The 26298-nt window shown below is 73.3% G+C and carries 24 protein-coding genes; 17 read left to right on the top strand and 7 right to left on the bottom strand.

Annotated features, from left to right (window positions below; all coding sequences use genetic code 11):
• Positions 1-132: 132 nt before the first annotated feature.
• The 5 genes from IG74_RS0137480 to IG74_RS0137460 all read left to right on the top strand — a co-directional run bounded on the left by IG74_RS0137480 (position 133) and on the right by IG74_RS0137460 (position 5529).
• Positions 133-906 (top strand): IclR family transcriptional regulator, encoded by a 774-nt coding sequence (locus tag IG74_RS0137480; protein ID WP_030686600.1) that lies wholly within the window; start codon positions 133-135, stop codon positions 904-906.
• Between the two features lie 96 nt (positions 907-1002).
• Positions 1003-2016, top strand: a complete 1014-nt coding sequence (locus IG74_RS0137475) for a hypothetical protein (RefSeq protein WP_030686598.1) — start codon at positions 1003-1005, stop codon at positions 2014-2016.
• Complete coding sequence (locus tag IG74_RS0137470; RefSeq protein WP_030686596.1) at positions 2013-3287, top strand: sensor histidine kinase; 1275 nt, start codon at positions 2013-2015, stop codon at positions 3285-3287. Before IG74_RS0137475 ends, IG74_RS0137470 begins: the two co-directional genes overlap by 4 nt.
• 70 nt (positions 3288-3357) lie before the next feature.
• Positions 3358-4017, top strand: a complete 660-nt coding sequence (locus IG74_RS0137465) for a response regulator transcription factor (protein ID WP_030686594.1) — start codon at positions 3358-3360, stop codon at positions 4015-4017.
• 63 nt (positions 4018-4080) lie between these two features.
• The gene (locus IG74_RS0137460) at positions 4081-5529 is read left to right on the top strand and encodes a peptidoglycan D,D-transpeptidase FtsI family protein (protein ID WP_030686592.1); all 1449 of its coding nucleotides are present in this window, start codon (positions 4081-4083) and stop codon (positions 5527-5529) included.
• Positions 5530-5538: 9 nt separating this feature from the next.
• Here IG74_RS0137460 and IG74_RS0137455 read toward each other — a convergent pair whose 3' ends face one another.
• The 5 genes from IG74_RS0137455 to IG74_RS0137435 form a co-directional block, all read right to left on the bottom strand.
• A complete protein-coding gene (locus IG74_RS0137455; protein WP_051856208.1) occupies positions 5539-6291 on the bottom strand; it encodes a type II CAAX prenyl endopeptidase Rce1 family protein in 753 nt (250 codons plus the stop codon).
• 128 nt (positions 6292-6419) lie between these two features.
• Positions 6420-7058 (bottom strand): TIGR03086 family metal-binding protein, encoded by a 639-nt coding sequence (locus IG74_RS0137450; RefSeq protein ID WP_078869395.1) that lies wholly within the window; start codon positions 7056-7058, stop codon positions 6420-6422.
• Positions 7059-7168: 110 nt separating this feature from the next.
• A complete protein-coding gene (locus IG74_RS0137445; protein WP_030686585.1) occupies positions 7169-8560 on the bottom strand; it encodes a S28 family serine protease in 1392 nt (463 codons plus the stop codon).
• 60 nt (positions 8561-8620) lie between these two features.
• The gene (locus tag IG74_RS0137440; RefSeq protein ID WP_030686583.1) at positions 8621-9787 is read right to left on the bottom strand and encodes a hypothetical protein; all 1167 of its coding nucleotides are present in this window, start codon (positions 9785-9787) and stop codon (positions 8621-8623) included.
• Positions 9784-10746 (bottom strand): 5-dehydro-4-deoxyglucarate dehydratase, encoded by a 963-nt coding sequence (locus IG74_RS0137435; RefSeq protein WP_030686581.1) that lies wholly within the window; start codon positions 10744-10746, stop codon positions 9784-9786. Before IG74_RS0137435 ends, IG74_RS0137440 begins: the two co-directional genes overlap by 4 nt.
• A 277-nt stretch (positions 10747-11023) precedes the next feature.
• On the opposite strand from IG74_RS0137435, the gene IG74_RS0137430 reads away from it, so the two are divergent.
• The 8 genes from IG74_RS0137430 (at position 11024) to IG74_RS0137395 (ending at position 19893) form a co-directional block, all read left to right on the top strand.
• On the top strand, positions 11024-11833 hold the full coding sequence (locus tag IG74_RS0137430) for an NAD-dependent epimerase/dehydratase family protein (RefSeq protein WP_030686578.1): 810 nt from the start codon (positions 11024-11026) through the stop codon (positions 11831-11833).
• Positions 11834-11934: 101 nt separating this feature from the next.
• The gene (locus IG74_RS0137425; RefSeq protein ID WP_030686576.1) at positions 11935-13164 is read left to right on the top strand and encodes an alpha/beta hydrolase family protein; all 1230 of its coding nucleotides are present in this window, start codon (positions 11935-11937) and stop codon (positions 13162-13164) included.
• A 213-nt stretch (positions 13165-13377) separates the two neighbouring features.
• Positions 13378-14139: a DeoR/GlpR family DNA-binding transcription regulator gene (locus IG74_RS0137420; protein WP_030686574.1), complete on the top strand. Its 762-nt coding sequence runs from the start codon at positions 13378-13380 to the stop codon at positions 14137-14139.
• Positions 14140-14270: 131 nt separating this feature from the next.
• Positions 14271-15641 (top strand): ABC transporter substrate-binding protein, encoded by a 1371-nt coding sequence (locus tag IG74_RS0137415; protein WP_030686572.1) that lies wholly within the window; start codon positions 14271-14273, stop codon positions 15639-15641.
• Complete coding sequence (locus tag IG74_RS0137410) at positions 15638-16588, top strand: carbohydrate ABC transporter permease (protein WP_030686569.1); 951 nt, start codon at positions 15638-15640, stop codon at positions 16586-16588. Before IG74_RS0137415 ends, IG74_RS0137410 begins: the two co-directional genes overlap by 4 nt.
• The gene (locus tag IG74_RS0137405) at positions 16585-17460 is read left to right on the top strand and encodes a carbohydrate ABC transporter permease (RefSeq protein ID WP_234334573.1); all 876 of its coding nucleotides are present in this window, start codon (positions 16585-16587) and stop codon (positions 17458-17460) included. The genes IG74_RS0137410 and IG74_RS0137405 overlap by 4 nt, the downstream gene beginning before the upstream one ends.
• The gene (locus tag IG74_RS0137400; protein WP_030686564.1) at positions 17457-18446 is read left to right on the top strand and encodes a zinc-dependent alcohol dehydrogenase family protein; all 990 of its coding nucleotides are present in this window, start codon (positions 17457-17459) and stop codon (positions 18444-18446) included. The genes IG74_RS0137405 and IG74_RS0137400 overlap by 4 nt, the downstream gene beginning before the upstream one ends.
• A gap of 208 nt (positions 18447-18654) precedes the next feature.
• Positions 18655-19893 (top strand): TerD family protein, encoded by a 1239-nt coding sequence (locus IG74_RS0137395; protein ID WP_030686562.1) that lies wholly within the window; start codon positions 18655-18657, stop codon positions 19891-19893.
• 74 nt (positions 19894-19967) lie between these two features.
• Here the strand turns inward: IG74_RS0137395 and IG74_RS0137390 are convergent, their stop codons facing one another.
• A complete protein-coding gene (locus tag IG74_RS0137390) occupies positions 19968-21419 on the bottom strand; it encodes an alkaline phosphatase PhoX (protein ID WP_030686560.1) in 1452 nt (483 codons plus the stop codon).
• A 215-nt stretch (positions 21420-21634) separates the two neighbouring features.
• On the opposite strand from IG74_RS0137390, the gene IG74_RS0137385 reads away from it, so the two are divergent.
• The 4 genes from IG74_RS0137385 to IG74_RS0137370 all read left to right on the top strand — a co-directional run bounded on the left by IG74_RS0137385 (position 21635) and on the right by IG74_RS0137370 (position 24539).
• Positions 21635-22402 (top strand): SDR family NAD(P)-dependent oxidoreductase, encoded by a 768-nt coding sequence (locus tag IG74_RS0137385; protein ID WP_030686556.1) that lies wholly within the window; start codon positions 21635-21637, stop codon positions 22400-22402.
• A 204-nt stretch (positions 22403-22606) separates the two neighbouring features.
• A complete protein-coding gene (locus IG74_RS0137380; RefSeq protein WP_030686554.1) occupies positions 22607-22843 on the top strand; it encodes a hypothetical protein in 237 nt (78 codons plus the stop codon).
• Between the two features lie 60 nt (positions 22844-22903).
• Positions 22904-24061, top strand: a complete 1158-nt coding sequence (locus IG74_RS0137375) for a hypothetical protein (protein ID WP_030686551.1) — start codon at positions 22904-22906, stop codon at positions 24059-24061.
• A gap of 25 nt (positions 24062-24086) precedes the next feature.
• A complete protein-coding gene (locus tag IG74_RS0137370; protein ID WP_030686549.1) occupies positions 24087-24539 on the top strand; it encodes a hypothetical protein in 453 nt (150 codons plus the stop codon).
• A gap of 129 nt (positions 24540-24668) precedes the next feature.
• Here IG74_RS0137370 and IG74_RS0137365 read toward each other — a convergent pair whose 3' ends face one another.
• Complete coding sequence (locus IG74_RS0137365) at positions 24669-26156, bottom strand: hypothetical protein (protein ID WP_030686547.1); 1488 nt, start codon at positions 26154-26156, stop codon at positions 24669-24671.
• Between the last annotated feature and the right edge of the window lie 142 nt (positions 26157-26298).

Raw genomic sequence — 26298 nt, 5'->3', positions numbered from 1 at the left:
TGACGTGGCGTGAGCCGCCGCCGTTTACTGCCGCCCGTCAAGGCCGTTCGATATACTGAACGCCGTCTCCCATGGTGAATCCCCGGGGGACAGTGGAGACTATTTCTCGTCGCACGTGAGGGGTCAAGGGCGATGGCGGGTGCTGAGACGGGCGGGGGCGCGCAGGTCAAGTCCGCGGTGCGGACGGTGGAGTTGCTCGAGTTCTTCGCGGGCCGCCCCGGGATGCACTCCCTCGCCGACGTCCAGGAGGCGGTCGGCTACCCGAAGTCCAGCCTCTACATGCTCCTGCGCACGCTCGTCGAGCTGGGCTGGATCGAGACGGACGCCACCGGCACGCGGTACGGCATCGGGGTGCGGGCGCTGCTCGTCGGCACCTCGTACATCGACGGCGACGAGGTCGTCGCGGCGGCCCGGCCCACGCTCGACCGGCTCTCGGACGACACCACCGAGACGATCCACCTCGCCCGGCTCGACGGCACGAACGTGGTGTATCTGGCCACCCGTCAGTCCCAGCACTATCTGCGCCCGTTCACCCGCGTGGGCCGCCGCCTGCCCGCGCACTCCACCTCGCTCGGCAAGGCCCTGCTCGCCACCCACACCGACGAACAGGTGCGCAAGCTCCTGCCGGAGACCCTGCCGTCGCTGACCGAGAACACGATCACCGACCGCGAGCAGCTCATCGAGGAGCTGCGCGCCGTGCGGGAGCAGGGCTTCGCCGTGGACCGCGAGGAGAACACCCTCGGCCTGCGCTGCTTCGGCGTGGCCATCCCCTACCGCACCCCCGCGCGGGACGCGATCAGCTGCTCCGTGCCGGTGGCCCGGCTCACGCCCGCGCACGAGCAGATGGTCAAGGACGCGCTCTTCGACGCCCGCGACCGGCTCACCCTGGCCACGCGGCGGCTCTGACCTCCGCTTTCCCGGCGGTCCTCCTCCCCCGTGCGGCGGAGGCGGTTCGTCGCCCGGCAGGAGGTGGCGCGGGCGGCCGCGCGGGAGCGTGGAGGCATGACCCGCCTCATCGCCCCCGCTCCCGCTCCCGCCCCCGGCCTCCCCGCCGACGGCCGGCCCACCAGGGCCCGCCGCGCGCTGCGGGCCGTCGCCGTCGCCTCCTGTCTGCCGTACCTCTCCCTGAAGGTCGCCTGGATCGCCGGGAGCCACGTCGGCATCCCGGAGGGCAGCGCGCTCCTCGACCACCGCGGCGTGATGATCGCCGCCAACACCCTGACCGTGCTCATGGACGCGGCCGTGATCGTCCTCGCGCTGCTGCTCACCCGGCCCTGGGGGCACCGCGTCCCGGCCTGGCTGCTCGCCCTGCCGATGTGGGCGGCCACCGGGCTGCTCGCCCCGATCATGGCCGGGTTCCCGGCGCAGCTCGCGGTGCGGGCGCTCGGCGGCTCGGTGAACAGCGCCGAGGACACCGGCCGCGAGCCGTTCCTCGACGAGTGGGTCTTCGGGGTGGTGTACGGCGGCTTCATCCTCCAAGGCCTCAGCCTGGGCCTGCTGTTCGCGCTGTACGCCCGCGACCGGTGGGGCCACGTGTGGCGCGGCCGGGTGGCGGGGCTCGCGGCCCCCGGCCGGGCCGCACGGCGGTGCGCGCTCGCCGCTGCCGTCCTCGCGCTGTACCCGGTCGCTCTGCGGCTGCTGTGGGCGGGCGGCTCGACGCTCGGCCTGAACGAGACCCGGGCCGCGGAGCGCACCAGCGACTTCTACGTCCTCCAGGCGCTGGACGCCTGCTATCTCGCGGCGGCCGTCGCGGGCGCCCTGGCGCTCGCCTTCCGGTGGGGGCGCACGCTGCCCGTGCGGGTGCCGCTGGCGCTCACCTGGCTGGGGTCGGGGGCGGTGGCGTGCTGGGGCGCCTGGCTCTTCCTCGCCTCGCTGGGGCCCGTGGACGACGTGGCCGACCAGCCGACGGCGGCGATGCTCCTGTCCTACGCTGTACAGATGATCATCGGAACGCTCGTGGCCACCGTCGGCGTGCGCCTGCTCAAGGAGCGCGCCGGCCGCGGTGGGACCGCGTGAGACGCATCGGCTCCGCCCTGCTCGGGCGGCGGGCGCGGCGGCGGTGGATCCATCTGGTCCTCGGCGGCGCGCTCGCCATGCCGTACGTCTTCGTGGGCTCGATCCTCTCCGGGCCGCTGTTCGGCGACGACCGGTTCTTCGGCTCGTTCCGCGCCCAACTCCTCGCGTTCGGCATCGGGTTGCCGCTGGCCTCGGTCACCGCGCTGTTCCCGCTGACCCGGCCCATGTCGGTGGCGGCGGTGCGGTCGCTGTGCGGGGTGCCGGACGAGGCGCTGGCCGACGGGCCGCCGCGCACCCGGCAGGAGCGCGGCCGCACGGTCGCGTGGTTCACGCTGCACCTCGGGTTCGGCGGGATCATCAGCGGGATGACGCTCGCGCTCGTGCCGTTCGCGTCGTTCCAGCTCGTGCTGCCGCTCACCGTGGGCATCGGGGACTTCTGGCTCGGCCTCCCCGACCACCTCCGCGGCCCCTGGACGCTGGCCCTCGCACCGGTGTCGGGCACCTTGTCCCTCCTCGTGCTCGCCGCGTGCGCCGCGGCCAGTGGCGGACTGCTCGCGCGGTGGGCGCCCCGGCTGCTCGGGCCCACGCCCGCCGACCGGCTCGCCGCCGCCGAGCAGCGCGCCGCCGACCTCGCCGTGCGCAACCGCCTCGCCCGCGAGCTGCACGACTCCGTGGGCCACGCGCTGAGCGCGGTCACGCTCCAGGCGAGCGCGGCCCGCCGCGTCCTCGACCACGACCCGGAGTTCGTCCGCGAGGCGCTCGCCGCCATCGAGGACACCACCCGGCGCACCGTCGGCGAGCTGGACGCGGTCCTCGGCGTCCTGCGCGAGGGCGACCAGCGGGCCTCGACGGCCCCCGCGCCCACGCTCGCCGCCGACCTGGACGGGCTCCTGCGCCGCACCCGCGCGGGCGGCCTGCGGGTGAAGGCCGCCGTCGCCCTCGGCCCCGGGGGCGCCGACACGCTGCCGCCGATGGTGTCCCGGGAGGCCTACCGCATCGTGCAGGAGGCCCTCAGCAACGCCCTCAAGCACGCGGGCGCCGACACCGCCGTGACGCTGCGGATCGCGCGCGACGACACCGGCCTCGACCTGAGTGCCGAGAACCCGCTGCCGTCGGCGCCGCCCGCCGCCCCGGCCGACCGGGCGGGCGGCGGCCACGGCCTGCGCGGCATCGCCGACCGGGCCCGGCTCCTCGGCGGCACCGCCGAGTCCGGGCCCGCGGCCGGGGTGTGGCGGCTGCGCGTACGCCTGCCGCTGCGCCCGCCCGCGTGACCGCACCGCCCGCCCCCTCCCCCGCCCGCCCTGCCCGCTCCACTCGTACGACCGCCCTGGAGGCCCGCCCATGACCGACACCCCGCTGCGCATCGTGCTCGCCGACGACGAGCGCATGGTGCGCACCGCGCTGCGCGTCATCCTCACCGCCGAGCCCGGTCTGGAGGTCGTCGGCGAGGCGGCGACCGGCGCCGAGGCGGTGTCCGTCGTGCGGGAGCTGCGGCCCGACGTGGTCCTGATGGACGTGCGCATGCCGGAGGTCGACGGCATCCGCGCCACCGAGCAGATCCTCCAGACGATGGCGGAGCCGCCGCGCGTCGTGGTCGTCACCACCTTCGAGAACGACGCGTACGTGTACGAGGCGCTGCGCGCCGGAGCGTCCGGCTTCCTGCTCAAGCGGGCCGACGCGGACGCCCTGGTGCAGGCGGTGCGCCTGGTCGCGCGCAGCGACTCGCTGCTGTTCCCCGCGGCCGTGCGCGCCCTGGCCGACGAGCACGCGCGGGCCACGACCGTGCGGGCGCCCTGGGTGGCCAGGCTCACCGGCCGGGAGAGCGAGGTCCTGAGGCTGATGGCGGCCGGGCTCACCAACGCCGAGATCGCCGGGCGCATGGAAGTGGGCCCGGCCACGGTCAAGACGCACGTGGCGGCGGTCCTCGCGAAGACGGGCGCCCGGGACCGCACGCAGGCCGTGATCGCGGCGTACGAGGCGGGCTTCATGAAGAACGCCTGAGAAACAGGACACATCCGCGCAAGCCGGGAACGCCCGGGGCCCCGATGCTCGTCCTTGTCAGGGATGAACAAGACGATCAGGCACACCGCCGTCTTCACGCTGCTCCTGGTGTTCGCGCTCCTCGTGCGGGCCACCTGGGTGCAGTTCCACGACTCGAAGGCGCTCGCGGAGGACAAGCTGAACCGACGGAACGCGATGAAGACGTACGCGCACCCGCTCGGCGACATCATCGTGGCCGGTGAGTCCATCACCGGCTCCAAGCGCACGACGGGCGGCGACCTGGCGTACAAGCGCACGTACAAGAACGGACTGCTGTATTCGTCCGTCACCGGCTACAGCTCGCAGGCGTACGGCGCCACGCAGCTGGAAGGCATCTACAAGGACCTCCTGGACGGCAGCGACAACCGGCTGAAGAACCCGCTCGACACGCTCACCAACAAGCGGGCCGACCCCGGCGACGTCGTGACCACCATCGACCCGGCCGTGCAGAAGGCCGGGTACAAGGCGCTCGGTGACAAGAAGGGCGCCGCCGTCGCCATCGACCCCAAGACCGGCAAGATCCTCGGGATGGTCTCCACGCCGTCCTACGACCCGTCGAAGATCAGCGGCACCGCCGACGGCGACGCGTGGAAGGCGCTCACCGGCGACAAGGACAAGCCGATGGTGAACCGCGCGATCCGGCAGCCGCTGCCGCCCGGCTCGACGTTCAAGCTGGTGGTCGCGGCGGCCGCCCTGGAGGACGGCCGGTACGACTCGGTCGACCAGAAGACCGACAGCCCGGACCCGTACACGCTGCCCGGCACGCGCACGTCCATCCCGAACGAGGTCAAGTCCGCCCCCTGCGAGAACGCCTCGCTGCGCACCGCGCTCCAGTGGTCGTGCAACAACGTCTTCACCAAGCTCGCCGTCGACCTCGGCCAGGACAAGCTGCGGGCGCAGGCGGAGAAGTTCGGCTTCAACGCGGAGAAGCTGGACGTGCCGGTGCGCGCGGGCGTCAGCCTGTACCCCAAGGGCATGGACAAGGCCAGCACCGGCCTCACCGGCATCGGCCAGTTCGACGTGACCGCGACGCCGCTCCAGATGGCCATGGTGTCGGCCGCCATCGCCAACGGCGGTGAGCTGAAGTCCCCGCACATGGTCTCCAGGACCACGGACGCCGACGGCGACGTCCTGAAGGACTACGACGAGGACGCGGGCTCGCAGCGCGTCGTCAGCGAGTCCACCGCCGAGCAGCTCGAATCCGCGATGCAGTCGGTCGTCGAGAAGGGCACGGCGACCAACGCGCGCATCAGCGGGGCGACCGTGGGCGGCAAGACGGGCACCGCGCAGCACGGCGAGAACAACAGCAAGACGCCGTACGCCTGGTTCACGTCCTACGCCAAGGGCTCCGACGGCAAGGAGGTCGCCGTCGCGGTCATCGTGGAGTCATCGGACGCGGCCCGCTCCGAGGTCAGCGGCAACGGCCTCGCGGCCCCCATCGCCACGGCCATGATGCGCGCCGCGCTCCGCTGAGGCCCGCGCTCAGGCCGTGCCGCCCTCGGCAGCCGTGCCGCCCTCGGCAGGGGACAGTTCGGGCGCGGGGATCGTGAGGTCGCGGGCCGAGAGCGCCACGTGCACGGCGATGGGCACCAGCAGACTGCCGGACGCCAGGTACAGGCCGGTCAGGAGCGTCCCGAAGAGCCCGAAGGCGACGATGCCGGTGCCGCCCCGGTACCACCCGGCGAGCGCGTACACGGCAAGGGAGAGCGCGGCCGCCGCGTACAGCGGCAGGCCGAGGGCGCCGACGCCGAAGGCGATGAGCAGACCGCGGTAGACGAGTTCGGAGCAGATGCCGTCGGTCACGGCGGCGGCCACCGCGAACCGCCGCTCCCGCTCGGTCCGCGGCAGCATGGCCGCGATCGCGGCGCGGCCCGGCACCTGCTTGCCCTCCTTGGCGAGGTCCCGGAAGTGGCGCCCGGACAGGGCGGCGGCCACCCCGCACAGGAGGACGAGCGGCACGGCGAACGTCGGGTCGTCGGGCATCGCGATGCCGAGGTCGGCGGCCGACGTGCCGGGCGACAGGAGCAGGGCCGCGACGGTCAGCGCGGCGAAGGCGCACCAGGCGACGATCGTGAACGTGAAGTAGCGGACGAGGGCGCCCGGTTCGGTGCCGCGGCGGCGCGCGAGCGACGCGTACATGCGGCGGCCGAGCCACGGCTCGCCGAGGAGCAGATAGGCGGCGAGCGCGCCGCCGACGGCCGTGGCGGCCACCGAGAGGTCGGGCGAGATCGTCATGGGTCCCCCTGGACTGCGAACGTGCGCACACGCCGGGCGCACGAGAACGTGCTGGTCAGGGCTAGACCGTAGAGCGAGCAAGTCAGTCACACAAGCCAACTCCGGGCGCCGGAATCCCGCCGCCGCGGCTACGGGCGCCAGAGCGGGTCGCGGCCGCTGAGGGCGATGACCCGGTCCAGGAGGGACGCTCCCGGCGGGACGGGCACCGGCGGCCCGAAGAGCGTGCCCCGCGCCGCCGGGTCCTCGGTCGCGGCGGCGGCCAGCAGCTCGTGGGAGACGCCGAGGCTCGCCGCGTCCGGCGCGTACGCCTGGCCCGTGGCCCGCGCCAGGTCCCAGCCGTGCACGACGAGTTCGTCGAGGGCGATGACGCCCGCGAGCTCGCCCGGCAGGTCCACGCCGCCCGCCCGGGTCTGCCCGCTCCACGCGGCGGAGTCGCGCCACACCTCCGCGACCTCCGCGAGGCGCCGCGGCAGCTCGTCGCGCCAGTCGGCGCCGATGTCGGGCAGCCCGCTCGACGGGTCGGTGTCGGTGCGCGCCCCGAGGTCCTTGCGCCCGGCGTCGGTGAACGCGGCGGCGAGCCCGACGAGGTGGCCGATGAGATGACGCACGGCGTAGTCGGGGCAGGGCGTCGGCCCGTCCAGCTGGTCGTCGGTCACGCCCGCGGCGAGGCGCGCGACCAGGCGCGCCTGCGGCCTGAGGTCCGGCAGCTCGTGCGGCTCCCCCGCGGGGTCCACCGCGTCCGGCAGGGGGTTCGTCGTCTCCGGCATGGCCGTCTCCTTCACGCTGGGAAAGCTCGCCCCGGTGGGGCCCTCTCCCTAACGTGACTGCCCCGGCGGCCGGAATTCATCGCCGCCGGGGCACTCGCTGTCGCGGTCGGCTACTTCACGCCGGCCCAGCGCTTGATCGTCGCGATGACCTGCGACTGCTGCGGCTCGGGCAGCTTGGCGATGGACGCGCCGTGGTTGGCGCCCGGCACCTCGTAGCGGTACGAGTCGCGGTGGCTCGGGGTGAACTTCTCCGCGCTCCACGGGTCGTTCTCGCCGTAGATGAACATCATCCGCTGCCCCCGGGTCTTCACCCAGCGGTCGACGTCGGCGATGGTCGCGTTGTTGTACGAGCCGCGCATGGCGGCGGGCAGGACCGAGTTCGGCTGGTAGATGTCCGGGTAGTGGCGCACTCCCTTGAGGTGCTTGAACTTCAGGTCGGCCCAGCCGAGCTGGGTGGCGGCCTGGCGGTAGTAGGGGCCCGAGCTGTTCACGCCGAGGTCCTCGTCGTAGTAGACGCTCAGGCCGTGCCCCTTCGACCAGGAGTAGAGCTCGTCGTCGGTGGCCTTCTTCGCGTCGGGGACGGTGGCGCAGTTGTCGATGGTGCCCGACTGCCAGAAGTTCCACACCTGGTCGAGGACCGCGAACTCATAGGCGCGGTCGGTCGTGCCGAGCGTCTCCTCGAAGGTCTGGCCGTTCGCCTGGGCGTCCGCCTCGAACTTGGGCAGGAGCGTGTCGCGGCGGACGAGCATCTCGCGCTGCACGGCGTTCAGGGCCGTACGGCACTCCTTGGTGCCGACGGATCCGAAGAAGCGCTCGTAGCCGGAGTCGTCCCGGTTGTTCTTGTCGTTGGGCGCGACGAACGCGACCACGGCGGCCAGGTCCTCGGGGTAGAAGCGCTCGTGGTACGTGGCCGTCATGCCGCCCTTGCTGGCGCCGGTGCCGATCCACTTGCCCTTCTCGATGGAGCGCAGGGCCTGGGTGACGCGGTGCTCGTCGGCCGCCTCCTGCTGGACGGTCATCTTCGTCCAGTCGTCGCCCGCCGCGCCCTGGGGGCGGGACTGCAGGAAGTAGCGGTGTTCGAGGCTGACCTGGTTGGCGTCCAGGAGTCTGGTGACGGCGGTGGTGCCCGAGCCGATGCCGTAGCCGGTGGTGTACAGGACGGTCGGCTTGTCCGTCGACTTGTGCCACAGCGTCAGCCGCTGGGTGAAGGTGGCCTTGTGCGGACGCTTGTGGTCGACCGGCTGACGGTAGGTCAAGGAGTAGAAGGGGTAGCCCTCCTTGTCCGTCACCGAGACGACCGTCATCCCCGGTATCTTCTCCAGGCGTTCGCGGACGTCCTCCGCGGTGGCGGACGCCGTGGACCCGGCCCGTACGGAGTCGGCCCGTACGGCCCCCGTCTGCCCGGCCCCGTCCCGCGCGGCCGCGGTCCCGGCGGTGGCGAGCACCGCGGCGCCCGCCGTGAGCCCGGCGCAGACCAGCGCGGATATCCCCTTGTTGCGCACCTTGTCTCCTCTGTTCCCCGCCCCGTGAGCGATGTGGTGGTGCGCGGATCGTAACGGCTGTCAGGCGAGCCGCGACAGGGCCGTCCCGACGTGCGCGAGGTCCTGGTCGGAGGCCAGTCCCGCGTGGTAGAGGCGCAGTTCGGTGGCGCCGAGCGCCGCCGCGCGCCGGGCGTCGGCGGCGAGCGTGGCGGGGCTTCCGCCCAGGCCCGCCACCACCGTGAGGTTGGCGGCGACGACGGTGTGCTCGCGCGCGTGGGCGGCGAAGGGCGCGAGCGGCTCGGCGCCGCCGGTGCAGGGCACGACCACGCCGTCGGCCACGGACAGGACGTGCTCCGGGTCGACCCCGGCGTTGGCCCCGCAGCGGTACCCCACCGGGTCCGCGTGCAGGAGCACCTGGAAGCCGTCGGGCGCCTCGGCGCGCACGGCCGCGACCGCCGCCTCCTGGAAGGTGCGGGCGCTGTGCTCGCGCCACGCGCGCGTGGCGGCCGCGGGACCGGCGCCGATGAGCTGCTCCACGCCCGCCCAGCCGGGCGCCGGCGCGGCGCCGCGCCACACCGGCTCCAGGCCGCGGCGCACGGTGGCGGCGAGCCGGTCGGGGTCCTGGCCGTGCTCGCCGTACCCGGCGCGGCAGGTGGCGCAGAAGCACAGCGACATCGCGTACTGGCCCGCCTCGCCGAGGTCGACGCCCGCGACCTTGTCGTGGGCGTGCAGGTGCGCGAAGCCGTACCAGCCGCACGACTCCAGCTCGGCCCCCGCCGTGCCCGGCCGGACGGCCGCCTCGGCGGCGAGGTTGATCAGATAGGCGCGGTTGGCGGGCCGCGCGACGCAGGGCGCCCAGGGGTAGCGGTCGCCGTAGGCGTTGACCACGCTGGTGTCCGGATGCTCGGCGCCCAGGCGGGAGTTGTGCGCGAGCACCACCCAGGCGTGCACGTCGAGCCCGGCGGCCGCGAGGGCTTCGGCGGCCCGGCCGTAGGCGTCGCCCGGCGCCCAGTCCCCCGCGGGGTACGGCCGCGGCACCCGGCCCCGCCAGCGCTCGCCCGGCGGGTACAGGACGGCGGCGTGTGCCGCGGTGACGACGCGGTGGCGCGGATGGCGCGGGGTGAGGGCGCGCGTGGAGTGGTAGGCGGAGGCGAGGGTCACCTGGCGCACGCCGAGGGCGGCGACGCGGTCGGCGGCTGCGGGGTCGCCGACGACGTCCCAGGGGTAGAGGAACGCGGCCGCCCTCACGCCCCGGTCTCCGCCACCAGGGCCCGGCCCCGCTCGATGAGTTCGGCCAGGCGCTTGACGTGGTCGTCGGACGGCTCGTGCAGCGGCGGGCGCCCCCCGCCGACGTCGAGGCCGCCGAGCCGCACGCCCGCCTTGACCAGCGAGACGGCGTAGCCCTTGCCCTGCGCGCGCAGTTCCACGAAGGGCCGGTAGAAGCCGTCGACCAGGCGGGCGGCCGTCGCGTCGTCGCCGGAGTTCAGCGCCCGGTGGAAGGCGAGCGCGAGGTCGGGCAGGAAGCAGAACACGGCCGACGAGTACAGGCTCACGCCGATGCCCCGGTAGGCGAGCCCGGTCAGCTCGGCGGTGGGCAGGCCGTTGAAGTACAGGAAGTCCGCGGGGCCTTCGGTGCGTACGGCGCTGACGATCCGCTGCATCAGGTCGAGGTCGCCGACGCCGTCCTTGAAGCCGATGACGCCGTCGGTGCGGGCGAGCCCGACGACCGTGCCCGGCGTGAACACGGCGTTGTCGCGCTGGTAGACGATGACGTCGAGGGCGGTCGCGGCGGCCAGTTCGGCGTAGTGCCGCAGCAGGCCCTCCTGGGCGGCGACGACCAGGTAGGGCGGCAGCGCGAGCAGTCCGTCGGCGCCCGCGTCCGCGGCGAGGCGCGCGTACCGCACGGCGAGCGCAGTGCCGTATCCGGTGCCCGCGACCACCGGGACGCGGCCCGCGGTCTCCGCGACGGCGGCGGCGACGCACTCCTGGAACTCCTCGGGCGTCAGCGCGTGGAACTCGCCCGTGCCGCAGCACGCGAACACCGCCGCCGCGCCCGCCTCCACGCCCCGGCGCACATGCGTGCGCAGCGCCTCGACGTCGACGGATCCGTCGGGTCCGAAGGGGGTGACGGGGAAGAACAACGGCCCGCTGGGAACGCGGAGCCGGGAGGCGAGGGATGCTGACGGACCTGACCTGCCTGACGTCACGGGCTCTCCCTTAGCGTGCACGTTTCTGATTCACGTCCATGTCCCTGAACGCGCCCACGCTAGGGCGGCTCTTCGCGCGGGTCAAGCGCGCAACCACTCGGCGCGGGAACGGATCTAGCGGCTCCGCGCCCCCTTGACTGCACCCGCGGTCGCTCCCTAGCGTGTCCATGGATGTGAATGCCGGACACGAGTACGCACGAAGCGCGGCCCGCCCCGCCCCGCCGTTCCACCCCGTCGCCACCCCACCCCGCCGCCTCGCCCCCAAGGAGACCGCCGCATGCCCGCTCCCCGCACCGTCCTGCTGACCGGAGCCGCCGGCGGTCTCGGCACCCTGATGCGCGGCCTGCTGCCCGCGTACGGCTACGAGCTGCGCCTGCTCGACCTGCGCCCGGTCGAGGGCGAGCCCGGCGCGCTCACCGTCGACCTCGCCGACCGGGCGGCGCTGCGCGAGGCCGTGCGCGGCGTGGACGCGGTGCTCCACCTCGCGGGCATCTCCCTGGAGTCCACCTTCGACAAGATCCTCAAGGCCAACGTCGAAGGCACGTACCACCTCTACGAAGCGGTGCGCGAGGAGGGCGTGCCGCGCGTCGTCCTCGCCTCCTCCAACCACGTGGTGGGCTTCACCCCGCGCCCCGTCGGCGCGGACCCGCTGATCCCCGTCGACACGCCGCGCCGCCCCGACACCCACTACGGCCTGTCGAAGTCCTTCGGCGAGGACCTGGCCCAGTTCTACTGGGACAAGCACGGCGTGCAGACGGTGTCCGTGCGGATCGGCGCCTGCTTCGCCGAGCCCGTCGACGTCCGGATGCTGTCGGTGTGGATGTCCCCCGACGACGGCGCGCGGCTCTTCCACGCGGCGCTCACCGCCCCGGACGTCGGGCACACCGTCGTGTACGGCTCGTCCGCCAACACCCGGCTGTGGTGGGACCTGGAGCCCGCGCGGGCGCTCGGGTACGCACCCCTGGACGACTCCGAGCGGTTCGCCGAGAAGCTCGTCGCCGAGCAGGGGGAGCTCGACCCCGCCAACCCCGACCACGCCCACCTCGGCGGCCGCTTCTGCACGAACCCGCCAGTGTGGCCGCATTGAGCCTCATCCCTGGAGGGGAGACCCGCGTCAGCCTGGGGTCGCGCCCGGGTCAGACCGTCGGCTGACGTGCGCGAACAGCACGCCCCCTAGCCTGACTTGACATGACAACGACCCGGAACACCGCGCGCGGCCGTGCTGTCGCGACCGTGCTCGCGCTGGCCCTCGCCCTGCCGCTCGCGGCGGCGTCGGGAGCGCTCGCCGCGCCGCGGGCCGCCGACCGGACCACCACCGCGGACGCGCCCGTCACTCGGCCCGAACTCCCGCGCCCCACCGGCAAGTACGCCGTGGGCCGCGACACCCTGCACCTCGTCGACAAGAGCCGCAAGGACCTGTGGGACCCGTCGAAGCCGCGCGAGCTGATGGCGTCGATGTACTACCCGGCGAGAGGAGAGGGCGGCCACGCCACCGCGTACACGTCGCTCAAGGCCGCCCGCGCCCTGATCGCGCACTACGACCTCGCCGTCCCGCCCGCCGCCTACAGCTCGACGCGCACCTACGCCCGCGCCGGGGCGCCCGCCGCCCGTGGCCGGTTCCCGCTCGTGCTCCTCTCGCCCGGCTTCACCGCGCCGCGCTCGACCCTGACCCACCTCGCCGAGGACCTGGCGAGCCGGGGCTACGTCGTGGCGACCGTCGACCACGCCCACGAGGCCGCGGGCGCGGAGTTCGAGGGCGGCCGCGTCCCGCCGTGCCTGGGCTGCGACCCGAACACGAACGTTCCGGGGCCGCGCATCACCGAGAACCGGGCGCAGGACCTGTCGTACGTCCTGGACCGCCTCGTCGGCAGCAAGGCCGACAAGGCCGACAAGCCGGGCGGCTCCGGCAGCCCCGGCCAGGCGGCCGGGTCCGCCTGGCGGCACGCGAAGATGATCGACCCCGAGCGGATCGGGTCGGGCGGCCACTCCATCGGCGGCGCCGCCACCATCGCCCTGATGAACACCGACCGCCGGGTGCGGGCGGGCATGAACATGGACGGCGGCATCCAGATCAAGCCCGAAGGCCTGCGCGGCCGCCCCTTCCTGATGCTCGGCACCCAGCAGACCACGCAACCGGACGACCCCTACGACTGGGCAGGCGCCTGGCCGCTCATGGACGGCTGGAAGCGCTGGCTCGCGGTCGCCGGGTCCGGGCACTTCACCTTCACCGACGCCCCGGTCGTGCTCCAGCAGCTCGGGGACGTCGACCCCGACGCGCCGATCTCCGGCAAGCGCGCCGCGGAGATCACCCGCGCCTACATCGCCGCCTTCTACGACCAGCACCTGCGCGGCATCGAGCGGCCGCTCCTGAACGGCCCGACCCCCGGCAACCCGGAGGTGAGCTTCCACCAGCCCTGATCCGTACACCCGGTGCGGGCGGCGAACGGACGCCGCCCGCACCGCGAACGGGCACCCACGCCCCCCGTGCCGCAGGTCAGGGCCGCTCCGCACGGGCACATCCGGGCATCATCGAGTCCGCTTTCCGCCTGTCCAGCCCCCTGATCGCCCTGTAGAAACGACCCCAAGGGCCCGAACGGGCACCCGGATCGAGCCAGGGGAAGAGGGGGCGCCATGACGGCGGAGGAGCGCCAGCGGCAGATCGTCAGCACGGCCCGCAGCTCGGGATCCGTCGACGTCAGCGCGCTCGCCGCCGAGCTGGGCGTCGCGAAGGAGACCGTGCGCCGCGATCTGCGCGCCCTGGAGGACCACGGCCTGGTCCGGCGCACCCACGGCGGCGCCTACCCGGTGGAGAGCTCGGGCTTCGAGACCACCCTCGCGTTCCGCACGACCATGCACGTGCCGGAGAAGCGGCGGGTGGCGGCCGCCGCGGCCGAGCTGCTCGGCGACGCCGAGACCGTCTTCGTCGACGAGGGGTTCACCCCGCAGCTGATCGCCGAGGCGCTGCCGAGGAACCGCGAGCTGACCGTGATCACCGCGTCGCTCGCCACGGCGAGCGCCCTCGCCACCGCCGACCACGTCACCGTGCTGCTGCTCGGCGGCCGGGTCCGCCCCGGGACCCTCGCGACCGTCGACCACTGGACGACCCGCATGCTGGCGGGCTTCGTCATCGACCTCGCCTTCATCGGCTCCAACGGCATCTCCCGCGAGCACGGGCTCACCACCCCCGACCCGGCGGTCAGCGAGGTGAAGGCGCAGGCGCTGCGGGCGTCCCGGCGGGCCGTGTTCGCGGGTGTGCACACCAAGTTCGGGGCGGCGAGCTTCTGCAGGTTCGCCTCCGTCGGCGATCTGGAGGCCATCGTCACGAGCACCCGCCTGCCCGCGTCCGAAGCCCACCGCTACGCGCTCCTCGGACCGCAGGTCATCCGCGTCTGAACGGTGCCCGGGCGAGGTCCGGGCCACTCCTGAGCGCCACCCCGGGCGGCGTCCGCGCACCTCCCACTCCCCCGCGGGCCCCGCACGCCCCGCGATGCCCCATATCTCCCCCTTTATCCCAGGAGCGATTCATGCGAACCCAGAGCCGGCGGAGGCCGCGGTCCCTGCTCGCCGCTGCCGCCGCCGGAGTGCTGCTCGCCCCGACGCTGTCCGGCTGCTGGGCCGGCGCGGGCGGGTCCGGATCCGGCGGCGACGCCGTCAACGTCCTGATGGTGAACAACCCTCAGATGGTCGAGTTGCAGAAGCTCACGGCCGCCCACTTCACCGAGGAGACGGGCATCGAGGTCAACTTCACCGTGCTGCCCGAGAACGACGTCCGCGACAAGATCAGCCAGGACTTCGCCAACCAGGCGGGCCAGTACGACGTGGCGACGCTCAGCAACTACGAGATACCCATCTACGCGCGGAACGGCTGGCTGCGCCAGCTCGGCGACTACGCGCGCAAGGACCGCGCCTTCGACCAGAACGACATCCTGCCGCCGATGCGCCAGTCCCTCACCGGCGAGGACGGCAAGCTCTACGGAGAGCCCTTCTACGGCGAGTCGTCGTTCCTGATGTACCGCAAGGACGTCTTCGAGGAGGCCGGGCTCACCATGCCCGCGCGCCCCACCTGGCGCCAGGTCGCCGACCTCGCCGCGAAGGCCGACGGCGCCCGGGACGGCATGAAGGGCATCTGCCTGCGCGGCCTGCCCGGCTGGGGCGAGGTCATGGCGCCGCTGACGACCGTCGTGAACACCTTCGGCGGCACCTGGTTCGACAAGGACTGGAAGGCACGCCTCGACTCCCCCGCGTTCGAGCGGGCCACCCGCTTCTACGTGGACCTCGTACGCGAGCACGGACAGTCCGGGGCGGCACAGTCCGGGTACGCGGAGTGCCTCAACAACCTCACCCAGGGCAAGACCGCCATGTGGTACGACGCCACGGCCGCCGCGGGCTCCCTGGAGTCCGCCAGGTCACCGGTCAAGGGGAAGATCGGCTACGTGGCCGCGCCCGTGGAGCGGACCGAGAGCTCCGGCTGGCTCTACACCTGGGCCTGGGGCCTGCAGAAGGCGTCCCGGAACCACGACAAGGCCTGGAAGTTCATCTCCTGGGCATCCGGCAAGCAGTACGAGGAACTCGTCGGCGAGAAGATCGGCTGGTCCAACGTGCCCGCGGGCAAACGCGCCTCCACGTACGCCGACCCGCGCTACCGCAAGGAGGCGGCCGCCTTCCAGGGCGTGACGCGCGCCGCCATCGCGGGCGCCCGGCCGCGCGACCCGGGCGTGCAGCCCCGGCCCGCGCCCGGCATCCAGTTCGTCGGCATCCCCGAGTTCACCGACCTCGGCACGAAGGTCTCGCAGGAGATCAGCGCGGCCATCGCCGGACGCACCTCCGTCGAGTCCGCCCTCGGCAGGGCCCAGGACCTCGCCGAGAAGATCTCCGAGGAGTACGAGGGCCGATGACCGCCACGACGACAGCCGCCCGCACGCGCCCGCGCGTGCCCGCCTCCGCGCCGCGCCCCTCGCCCCGGCTGCGCGCCTGGGCCACCCGGGCCCCGCTGCTCCCCGCCCTCATCTTCATGATCGCCGTGACCCAGCTGCCGTTCGTGGCCACGCTGGTGATCTCGTTCTTCGACTGGAACGCGCTCTACCCCGACGCGCGCAGCTTCACCGGCCTCGCCAACTACCAAGAGGTCCTCACGGACGCCGACCTGCGCAAGTCCGTGCTGACCACGATCGTCCTCACGGCGACCGTGGTCCTCGCGAGCCTCGTCATCGGACTCGGGCTCGCCCTGCTCCTGAACCGGAGGTTCCGCGGCCGGGGCGTGGTCCGCACCCTGCTCATCGCGCCCTTCCTGCTCGTGCCCGTCGCGGCCGCCCTGCTGTGGAAGCACGTCCTCTACAACCCCGAGTACGGCCTGTTCAACGGGGTCCTGCACGGGCTGGGCGGGGACGGCGCGGCGCAGCCCGACTGGATCTCCAACACCCCGCTCATCGCCGTCGAACTGGCCCTGATCTGGCAGTGGACGCCGTTCATGATGCTGATCCTGCTGGCCGGGCTGCAGAGCCGCGACCCCGAACTCATCGAGGCGGCCCGCATGGACGGCGCGGGCCACTGGCAGGTGTTCCGCCATCTGACCTTCCCCCACCTGCGCCGCTACCTCGAACTCGGCGCCCTGCTCGGCTCGATCTACATCGTGCAGAACTTCGACGCCGTCTTCACGATCACCTCCGGCGGCCTCGGCACCGCGAACCTGCCCTACACCGTCTACCAGAGCTTCTACCAGGCCCACGAGAACGGCCTGGCGTCCGCCGCCGGTGTACTCGTCGTCATCGGCTCGATCGTGATCGCGACCTTCGCGCTGCGCGTGGTGTCGTCGCTGTTCCGCGAGGAGGTGTCCCGCGCATGACCGCCCCACGCGCCCCCCGACCGGTCCGTACGGACCGCACGGACCGCACCGTCCGCGCCAGGAGGCTCGGCCTGGGTCTCGCCGCCTGGCTGGCCGGGATCGTGTTCTTCCTGCCGATCGCCTGGATGGCCCTGACGTCCTTCCACTCCGAGGAGGACGCGGCGACCAACCCGCCCTCGCTCGCCGCGTCCCTCACCCTGGACGGCTACCGCGAGTTCTTCGGCGCCGGCGGCGGCGCGAGCCCCTGGCCCTCGCTGATCAACTCCCTGGTGGCGTCGACGGCGTCCACCCTGCTCGTCCTGGTCCTCGCGCTGCCCGCGGCGTACGCGCTGTCCGTCCGCCGGGTCCGCAAGTGGACCGACGTCCTGTTCTTCTTCCTCTCCACGAAGATGCTGCCGGTGGTGGCGGGCCTCCTTCCGATCTACCTCTTCGCGAAGAACACCGGCCTCCTCGACAACATCTGGCTCCTGGTCCTGCTCTACACCTCGATGAACCTGCCGATCGCCGTCTGGATGATGCAGTCGTTCCTGTCCGAGGTGCCGGTCGCCGTCATCGAGGCCGCCCAGGTGGACGGGGCGCGCCTGCCCACCGTCCTGGCCCGGATCGTCGCGCCCATCGCCCTGCCCGGCATCGCCGCGACCGCCCTGATCTGCTTCATCTTCAGCTGGAACGAACTGCTCTTCGCCCGGGTGCTCACCGGCGTCGTCGCCCAGACCGCACCCGTGTTCCTGACCGGCTTCATCACCAGCCAGGGCCTGTTCCTGGCGAAGGTGTGCGCCGCGTCGCTCGTCATCTCCCTGCCGGTGCTCGCCGCGGGGTTCGCCGCCCAGGACAAACTGGTCCAGGGCCTGTCGTTGGGAGCCGTCAAGTGAAGGCCGCCATCATCGAGTCCGTCGGCACCGCTGTGGTCGGCGAGGTGCCCGACCCCGTACCCGGGCCGCGCGACGTCGTCGTCGAAGTCGCCGCGTGCGGCCTGTGCGGAACCGATCTGCACATCCTCCAGGGCGAGTTCGCGCCGACGCTGCCCGTCGTACCGGGGCACGAGTTCGCGGGCACGGTGGTGGCGGTCGGCAACGCCGTCACGGAGCTGCGGACCGGCGACCGCGTCGCCGTCGACCCCTCCCTCTACTGCTACGAGTGCCGCTACTGCCGCACCGGCCACAACAACCTGTGCGAGCGGTGGGCGGCGATCGGCGTCACCCGGGCCGGGGGCGCCGCCCAGTACGCGGTGGCCCCCGTCGCCAACTGCGTACGGCTGCCCGAGCACGTGCGCACCGAGGACGCGGCGCTCATCGAGCCCCTGTCCTGCGCGGTTCGCGGCTACGACGTGCTGCGTGCGCGGCTGGGCGCGCACGTGCTGATCTACGGGTCCGGGACCATGGGCCTGATGATGCTGGAGCTGGCCAAGCGGACCGGCGCGGCGAGCGTGGACGTCGTCGACCTCAACCCCGACCGGCTCGCCACGGCCGCGCGCCTCGGCGTCACCGGCACCGCCACCGGCGCCGACGCCCTCGACCGGCCCCAGGGCTGGGACATCGTCATCGACGCGACCGGCAACGCGGCCGCGATCCAGGACGGGCTCGGGCGGGTCGCCAAGGCGGGCACGTTCCTCCAGTTCGGCGTCGCCGACTACGCGACCCGCGTCACCGTCGACCCGTACCGCATCTACAACCAGGAGATCACCATCACCGGCTCGATGGCCGTCCTGCACAGCTACGAGCGGGCCGCGGAACTGTTCGCGAGCGGGGTCCTCGACCCGGACGTCTTCATCAGCGATCGGGTGCCCCTGACGGACTACCCGCAGGCACTGGCCCGCTTCGCGGCAGGCGAAGGCCGCAAGATCGTGGTGCTGCCCTGAGCGGGTTCACCGGCGCTCCGCACCGCGCCAGCGCGATGAAGCGGGGTGCCAGGGGCGGCGGCCCCTGGTTCGGGAAGGGGCGCCCGCGCGCGGAGCGTGCTGACGGACACAGCGGGGCGCCCCGCGAGGGTCACTCGGGTGGGCGGAAAAGGCACCGGGGTAAGGGAACGGCAAAGTCCCCCCGCTCGTTACCCCAGGCATGACAGCTATGACCCCCGGCTCGAACATCCCGCTCGCCGCGACCCGCGTCGCCGTGGACGTCTCCGCCCCCGTGCGGCTAGACGTATCGGGCCTGCTGCTCACCGCCGACGGCAAGGTGCGCTCCGACGACGACTTCATCTTCTACAACCAGCCCACGGGCCCCGGCGTGACGTACCGCTCCGGCGGCGGCAGCACGCCGGACGCGATCACGGTGGACACCGGCGCCGTGCCGCCCGGCATCGAGAAGATCGTCGTCACGGCGAGCCCGGACGCCGCCGGCCAGACCTTCCAGGGCGTAGAGCCCACCGCCACCATCCGCAACGCGGACGACGGCTCGGTCCTCGCCACCTTCACCCCGCCCCGGCTGGGCGCGGAGACGGCCCTGGTCATCGTGGAGATCTATCTGCGCAACGGCGCCTGGAAGGCCCGCGCGGTCGGCCAGGGCTATGCGAACGGCCTCGCGGGCATCGCGACGGACTTCGGCGTCTCGGTCGAGGAGCCGGCCCCGGCGGCCGCGCCCCCGCAGCCCGCCGCGCCCGCCATGGCGCCCCCGACCGGCGCGCCGGTCCAGGGCCCGCCGCCGCCCGCCGCCGCCCCGCAGGCCGCCGCCCCGCAGGCCGCCGCCCCGCAGGCCCCCGCGGCCCCGGCCGCCCCCGCCCCCGGCGCCGGGAAGATCAATCTGGACAAGGGCCGCGTCAGCCTCCAGAAGAACCAGACGGTGTCCCTGGTCAAGGGCGGCCGCCCGCTGCTCTCCCAGGTCAAGATGGGCCTCGGCTGGGAGCCCGCGTTCCGCGGCAAGGACATCGACCTGGACGCCTCGGTCATCGCGTACGGCCCGCAGCGCAACCACATCGACAGCTGCTACTTCGGCAAGCTGTCGATCCTGCACGGCTCCGTCAAGCACTCCGGCGACAACCTCACGGGCGAGGGCGGCGGTGACGACGAGGTGATCGTGGTGGACCTCGGCCGTCTCCCCCAGGAGGTCAGCGGCCTGGTCTTCACGGTGAACTCGTTCTCCGGCCAGAAGTTCACCGAGGTCGCCAAGGCCTACTGCCGCCTCATCGACGCGGCCACCGGCGAGGAGCTGGTCCGCTTCGACCTGACGAACGCGGAGGCGCAGACCGGCGTCATGATGGCCAAGCTCATCCGCCAGTTCTCCGGCGAGTGGGAGATGACGGCCATGGGCGACTTCGTGAAGTCCCGCACGGTCCGCGGCATGGTGAAGCCCGCCGCGCAGGCCCTGTAGGAGAGCACCGCGAGGCGGGGGCCGACGTCAGCGCCGGCCCCCGCCTCGGTGTGCTCGCGCCCGCCGGACGAGGGTCAGGGGCGCTGGCGGCGCCACGGGCCGGTGATCGCGAGCATGATGCCGGGGGTCTGGATGTTGGCGTACAGCGTCCTGCCGTCCGGGGAGAAGGTAACGCCGGTGAACTCGCTGTACGCGGGCTTCTCGGGCGTGCCCTCGTTGAGTTCGTTGCGGGCGATCGGATAGGTGCGGCCGCGCTCCGTCGCGCCGAACAGGTGCTGGACGCCGTCGCCGTCCTCGGCGATGACCAGTCCGCCGTACGGCGAGACGGTGATGTTGTCCGGGCCGTCGAAGGCACCGTCCTTGCCGGGCTCCTGGTCCACGCCGAGCAGCACCTTCAGGGTCAGGGTGCGGCGGCCCGGGTGGTAGAACCACACCTGCCCGTCGTGCTGCGCGCCGGGGCTCTCGGCACGGGCGTACGAGGAGACGATGTACGCGCCGCCGTCGCCCCACCACATGCCTTCGAGCTTGCGGGCGCGCGTGACGGCTCCGGCGGTGAACTGCTTGCGGACCGGGACCGTGCGGGCGTCGCGGTCGGGGACCTCCACCCAGTCGACGCCGTAGACGGTGCCGATCCGCGTGGCCCGGGACAGGTCGTCGACGAACCGGCCGCCGGAGTCGAAGCACTTGGGCGCCTTCAGGACGCCCGCGTCGTCGGCGAGGCGGCGCAGCCTGCCGCGGCCGTGCTTGAAGCCGTGCGGCGGGGTCCAGCGGTAGAACAGGCCGTTGGGGCCCGAGGCGTCCTCCGTGAGGTACAGGTGGCCGCGCTTGGGGTCGACGACGACGGCCTCGTGGGCGTAGCGGCCGAGGGCCTTGACCGGCTTGGGGTCGCGGTTGGCGCGCCGGTCGTAGGGGTCGACCTCGAAGACGTAGCCGTGGTCCTTGGTCATGCCGTTCTGGCCGGCCTTGTCCTCGGTCTCCTCGCAGGTCAGCCAGGTGCCCCAGGGAGTGGACCCGCCCGCGCAGTTGGTGCTGGTGCCCGCGACGCCCACCCACTCGGCGACCTGGCCGCCGCGCCGGTGCTCGACGACCGTGCAGCCGCCGGCGGCCGCCGGGTCGTAGACGAGCCCCTCGGTGAGCGGGACCGGGTGCTTCCACTTGGTGCGGGCGCCGCTCAGCTCGTGGTTGTTGACGAGCAGCGTCACCCCGCGCGGCCCGTCGAAGGTGGCCGTGCCGTCGTGGTTGGAGGGCGTGAACTCGCCGGTCTCCAGCGTGGTCCTGCCGCTGTGCGTGAGGACGCGGTACGAGAATCCGGCGGGCAGGGCGAGCAGGCCCTTCGGGTCGGGCAGGAGCGGGCCGTAGCCGGGCCCGCCGTGGCCTGCGGCGTCGGCGGCGTCCGTCACGTCGAGGTCCTGCGCGGCGAGGGCGCCGGGCGCGGTGGCGAGCGCGCCGACGCTGCCGGCGAGCGCGACGCCCGCCCCGGTGAGCGCGGATCGTCTGGCGAAGTCCCTGCGGGTGAGCGACGACATGGTTTCTCCTCGGACCTGAGGGAGCGAATGCGGGGCGTTCGGGCCCGTCCTGGGGGCGTGCGTACCACCGGGCCGCTGTCGGCGCCAGATTCCCGCTCACGTATAAACGGCGGTTGAACGCCGTCCGACTTCGGCGGTCGACTTCCGGAGCACGGCATTCCAGGGGATGTCGAGGAATGCCGGGGCACGTCAAGTGACAACAGGGGGAGATCCGTATGACTCTGCAGAACACCGGTCGCCGCGTTCTCGTCAGCGGCGCCTCGCGCGGCCTCGGCCGGGCCCTCGCCCGGGCGTTCGCGGACAACGGCGACCGCGTCGCGGTGCACTTCGGGGCGCGCGAGCCCGAAGCCCGCGAGACGCTCGACTCGCTCGCCGGTGACGGACACGCGCTGGTCGGCGGCGATCTGTCGGACCCCGCGAGGGCGAAGGACGTCGCGGACCGGGCGGCCGACGCGCTCGGCGGCATCGACGTGCTCGTCAACAACGCCGCCGTGAACCTGCCGCACCCGCCCGTCACCACCTCGTACGAGGACTGGGCGGCCCTGTGGCAGCGGCACACCGCCGTCAACCTGCTGGCCACGGCGAACCTCAGCCATCTCGCCGCGCACCGGATGATCGGCCAGGGCACGGGCGGCCGCATCGTCAACATCGGCTCGCGCGGCGCCTTCCGGGGCGAGCCCGACCACCCCGCGTACGGCGCGACCAAGGCGGCGGTGCACGCGCTCGGCCAGTCCCTGGCGGTGGCGCTCGCCCCGCACGGCATCGCGGTGGCGTCGGTCGCGCCCGGCTTCTTCGCCACCGAGCGCGTCGCGCACCGGCTCGACGGCGCGGAGGGCGAGGCCATCCGGGCGCAGAGCCCCTTCGGGCGCGCGGGCACCGCGGAGGAGATCGCGGCGGCGGTCCTCTGGCTGGCCTCGCCCGCCGCGGAGTGGGCGTCCGGCACGGTCATGGACCTCAACGGCGCCTCGTACCTGCGGACTTGAGCACTCCGCCGCGGGGTCCGTACGCGCACCGTTCAGGTGTACGAAGATGACGGGCGCGTAACTGGTCGGAAGGGACTTCGTAAACAAGGTCAACAGACGCGGACCGGCTGTAAAGCCATGATTTACCGCAGACCGCCTTGACCGCCGATGTCCACGGCAATAAACAACCCCTACCTGCATCACCCACGCGGGAGGCGAGCCGGAGTGGACGCACGCCAGGCACGCCGCCTGCACGAGGACCAGCTGATGAGGCTGGCCAATGTGACCGGGGTCGGGGTCGGGAGGGACGAACACTCGGGCGCGGACGTGATCATCGTCTTCGTCACCCGCCGAGTGCCTCGCGACCGGCTCCGGGACGAAGACGTGGTCCCGGACACACTCGAAGGCGTCCCCGTGCGCGTCCTTGCGATCGGCGACGTCGGCGCACAGGGCGGCCCCTGACGGCGCGTTCCGGGCCCGGACCTCCAGCCAGGGGAAACTCAGGAAAAGGGGTGGTCTGGCGTGAGCCAGTCCGAATGGATGCGAGGACCCACCGGCGGCACCCTCAGCGACAGCTCCCGGCAGCAGGCGCTCGGCGACTTCCTGCGCCGCGACGAACCGCTCGCGAACGTCGTCGGCTTCGGGCACGGCGTGAAGTGGACCGGAGGGCAGCCCACCGGCGAGCCCGCCGTCCTGGTCTTCGTGACCCAGAAGGTGCCGGAGTCACTGCTTCCCGAACGGGATGTGATTCCGCGTCAGATGGACGACGGCACGCCCACCGACATCATCGCCGTCGGCCACATCGCCGCCCAGCGGCGGCAGCGCGCCGGCGTGCGGGCCGACGACCGCGCACAGCGCGCGTACGACGGCGACGGCGCCATCGGCGAGCAGCTCGCCGGCATCGGACAGCCGCGGCTGGAGGAGCCCGGCGGACTCGGCGCGTTCGAGCCGCAGCTGCTCAAGCGCCGGATGCGGCCGTGCCCCTCGGGCTTCTCCGTCGGCAACGTCCGCGTGACCGCGGGCACGCTCGGCAGCGTCGTCTACGACTTCCTGCCCGGCGCCTCCGTCGATCCGCCCGCCGCGGGCCTCGGCGTACCGGCGAAGTTCTACATCCTGTCCAACAACCACGTGCTCGCCGACTCCAACCGGGCCCAGCTCGGCAGCCCCGTCGTGCAGCCCGGCGTCTTCGACGGCGGCCAGGACCCCGCCGACCGCATCGCGACCCTGGAGCGCTTCATCACGATCCAGTTCGCGCCGCAGATCCCGCTCGACCGGCACAACAACGTGGTGGACGCGGCCCTCGCGGCCGTGAACTTCCAGGACGCCACGCGGGAGCAGTACTTCAGCGGGGCGCCGCGCGCCTGGCGGCGCAAGACCAACGTGGCGGTGGGCGACCGCGTGAAGAAGTCCGGCCGCACCACCAACATCAGCTTCGGCCGCATCATCTCCGTCGACGCGACCGTCGACGTCAACTACGGCACGGCGGGGACCGCCCGCTTCAAGGACCAGATCCTCACCACGAACATCTCCGCGGGAGGCGACTCCGGGTCCCTGGTGACGACCTTCGACAACGTCGCGCTCGGGCTGCTCTTCGCCGGTTCGTCGACCGTCACCGTGATCAACCACATCGAGAACGTCCGCGCGTTGCTGCGCGTCGAGATAGCGGAGCAGCTGGCCTGACGGCCGGGAAGGGAGGGCCCACCCCATGACCACCCAAGCACGCAAGCAGAAGGACCGGTCGCGCGCGGAGCACCACTTCTTCAACCCGCAGGGCGCGCAGGTCAAGACCCGTGACGAGGCGTTCGCCGCGCCCGCGCAGCTGGAGGTCTCCGCGGAGGCCGTCGCGACGGCCTGCAAGCTCACCCTCCACAACGGGCAGGTCACCTTCGAGATGGAGGTGAAGTACAACCCCAACACGTATCCGCACGTCGTCATCGGCGGCCAGATCACCGCGGGCATCTGCGGCGCGCCCTGGGACATCACCGGCGGCCACATCGGCGACACGCTGCGGCTCGACGCGAAGCGGGCGGGGCAGGGGTCCTGCGCGTCGACGATCACGATCGTCGGGCAGTACCAGAATCCGCCGGCGTACCGGGGCACGTACGGCTTCGAGGGCGCGACGTCCTCGTTCCGCCACACGACGCGCTACGAGTGTTAGGCGCCGACCCAGCGGCTCGCACGCCGTCGTCCGGAGAACGGCGGCGTGCGAGCGACGGATCCAGCCCGTCCGGCGTTTGAGGACGAGCGGGCCGGCGCGCTGACGGGGCGGGGGAAGGGCCGGTGTGGGCTAGGGCTGTTGCGACCTGGCCTTGAAGGCCGCCTTGCGGGCCTCCTTGGCCACCTTCTTGTCCGAGTGCAGCCGCCCCATCGCCTCGAGCACCTCCGCCGTCGCGGGGTGGTCGACGCGCCACGCCGCCGCGAAGAACCCGCTGTGCTGCGCGGCGAGCCCCTCGACGAGCGCGCGCAGCTCGTCGGAGTTCCCCTCCGCCGCCAGCTGCGCGGCGACCGTGTCGATGGTCAGCCAGAAGACCAGGCCCTCGGACGGGGCGGGCACGTCCGCCGCCCCGTGCTCGGCGAGCCACACGCGCGCGAGGCCGCCGAGCTCCGCGTCGTCGAGGACCTCGCGCAGCGCGGGCTCGGCCGCGTCCCCGACGAGGGAGAGCGCCTGCTGGCAGTGGAGCCGCCGCAGCGGCGCGCCCTCGTCCGCCCCGCGCGCGGCGGCGAGCAGCTCGCGCGCCGCGGCCAGCGGCTCGCGCCCGCCGAGCCACCGCTCGATCTCGGCCTGCGCGGCGGCCCGCGGAAACGCGGCGGTGGCGTCGAGCAGCGAGTCGGCGCCCTTGTCCGCGAGGTCGCCGACGGCGGGCGCGTCGACCCCGGCGTCCAGCATCCGCGCCCGCACCCCGTACAGGCCGAGCGGCGTCAGGCGGACCATGCCGTACCGCGTGACGTCCTCGTCGTCGACGGGCGGCAGCGGCTCCCCCGCGGCCTCGGCGGCCTCGGCCGCCTCGTCGACGTCCGCCATGAGCGCCTCGTCCACGGGCTGGTACTCGACGAGCCCGACGGGTTCGAGCATCCGGAACTGGTCGTCGAGCCGCATCATCGCGTCGGAGACCTGCTCCAGGATGTCATCGGTGGGCTCGCCCATGTCGTCCGGCACGATCATGGACGCGGCGAGCGCGGGCAGCGGCACCGCGCCGTCCTCCGGGGCGCCCTCGCTGACGGTCAGCAGGTACAGGTTGCCGAGGACGCCCTCCAGGAACTCGGCCTCCGCCTGCGGGTCCCAGCCCAGTTCGGCGAAGTCGACCTCGCCGCCGCCCTGGATGACGTCGACGAGGTCCTCCAGGTCGGGCACCGTCGCGTCGGCGAAGACGGTGTCCAGGGCGCCGAGCCAGATGCCGAGCACGTCCTGCGGTCCGCCGGAGGTGATCAGCGCGAGCTCCTCGCCGGTGGCCACGGTGCCCTCGGCGTCGTCCTCGTCGGCGTCCTCGACCTCGACGAGGCCGGTGTCGACGGCGACCCGCCAGGCCTCGCTGGCGTACGCCGCCGCGTCCCCGGGCTCCAGTCCTTCGGCCCCGTCGACGAGCCCGAGCTCGGCCGCCGCCGCGGGCAGCTGCTCGTCGACGAGCTCGCCGCCCGCGCCGACCCGCGTGTCGGGCCCGGCCCAGCGGGCGAGCCGCACGGCACGGGCGAGCAGGGGGGTCGCGAGCGCGTCCCGCGCGAGCTCCGCTTCTGAGTGCAGCAGCACCGGCGGCAGGGTGGCGGGGCTTTGGGACATCGGCTGGTTCTCCTGACGGGCCTGACGGGGGTACGGGTCTGCTGCGTGCAGCGTAGACGGGTTTGCCCCGTTGCCGCCCACCGCGCCCCCGGGCCCGGCTCCCCCGGGACACATCCCGGGCCCCACTCCCCCCCCCGACGCC

The organism is Streptomyces sp. NRRL B-1347 (genome assembly GCF_000720325.1).
In the GTDB taxonomy this organism is placed as follows: domain Bacteria; phylum Actinomycetota; class Actinomycetes; order Streptomycetales; family Streptomycetaceae; genus Streptomyces.
This window is presented reverse-complemented; position numbering and strand designations above follow the sequence as displayed.

Coding starts and splice junctions, on each gene's coding strand:
- IG74_RS0137390 (WP_030686560.1), bottom strand. CDS start 21,419: ATGTCGTCGCTCACCCGCAGGGACTTCGCCAGACGATCCGCGCTCACC.
- IG74_RS0137475 (WP_030686598.1), top strand. CDS start 1,003: ATGACCCGCCTCATCGCCCCCGCTCCCGCTCCCGCCCCCGGCCTCCCC.
- IG74_RS0137460 (WP_030686592.1), top strand. CDS start 4,081: ATGAACAAGACGATCAGGCACACCGCCGTCTTCACGCTGCTCCTGGTG.
- IG74_RS0137395 (WP_030686562.1), top strand. CDS start 18,655: ATGACCCCCGGCTCGAACATCCCGCTCGCCGCGACCCGCGTCGCCGTG.
- IG74_RS0137370 (WP_030686549.1), top strand. CDS start 24,087: ATGACCACCCAAGCACGCAAGCAGAAGGACCGGTCGCGCGCGGAGCAC.
- IG74_RS0137420 (WP_030686574.1), top strand. CDS start 13,378: ATGACGGCGGAGGAGCGCCAGCGGCAGATCGTCAGCACGGCCCGCAGC.
- IG74_RS0137365 (WP_030686547.1), bottom strand. CDS start 26,156: ATGTCCCAAAGCCCCGCCACCCTGCCGCCGGTGCTGCTGCACTCAGAA.
- IG74_RS0137385 (WP_030686556.1), top strand. CDS start 21,635: ATGACTCTGCAGAACACCGGTCGCCGCGTTCTCGTCAGCGGCGCCTCG.
- IG74_RS0137425 (WP_030686576.1), top strand. CDS start 11,935: ATGACAACGACCCGGAACACCGCGCGCGGCCGTGCTGTCGCGACCGTG.
- IG74_RS0137480 (WP_030686600.1), top strand. CDS start 133: ATGGCGGGTGCTGAGACGGGCGGGGGCGCGCAGGTCAAGTCCGCGGTG.
- IG74_RS0137410 (WP_030686569.1), top strand. CDS start 15,638: ATGACCGCCACGACGACAGCCGCCCGCACGCGCCCGCGCGTGCCCGCC.
- IG74_RS0137405 (WP_234334573.1), top strand. CDS start 16,585: ATGACCGCCCCACGCGCCCCCCGACCGGTCCGTACGGACCGCACGGAC.
- IG74_RS0137450 (WP_078869395.1), bottom strand. CDS start 7,058: ATGCCGGAGACGACGAACCCCCTGCCGGACGCGGTGGACCCCGCGGGG.
- IG74_RS0137415 (WP_030686572.1), top strand. CDS start 14,271: ATGCGAACCCAGAGCCGGCGGAGGCCGCGGTCCCTGCTCGCCGCTGCC.
- IG74_RS0137455 (WP_051856208.1), bottom strand. CDS start 6,291: ATGACGATCTCGCCCGACCTCTCGGTGGCCGCCACGGCCGTCGGCGGC.
- IG74_RS0137430 (WP_030686578.1), top strand. CDS start 11,024: ATGCCCGCTCCCCGCACCGTCCTGCTGACCGGAGCCGCCGGCGGTCTC.
- IG74_RS0137465 (WP_030686594.1), top strand. CDS start 3,358: ATGACCGACACCCCGCTGCGCATCGTGCTCGCCGACGACGAGCGCATG.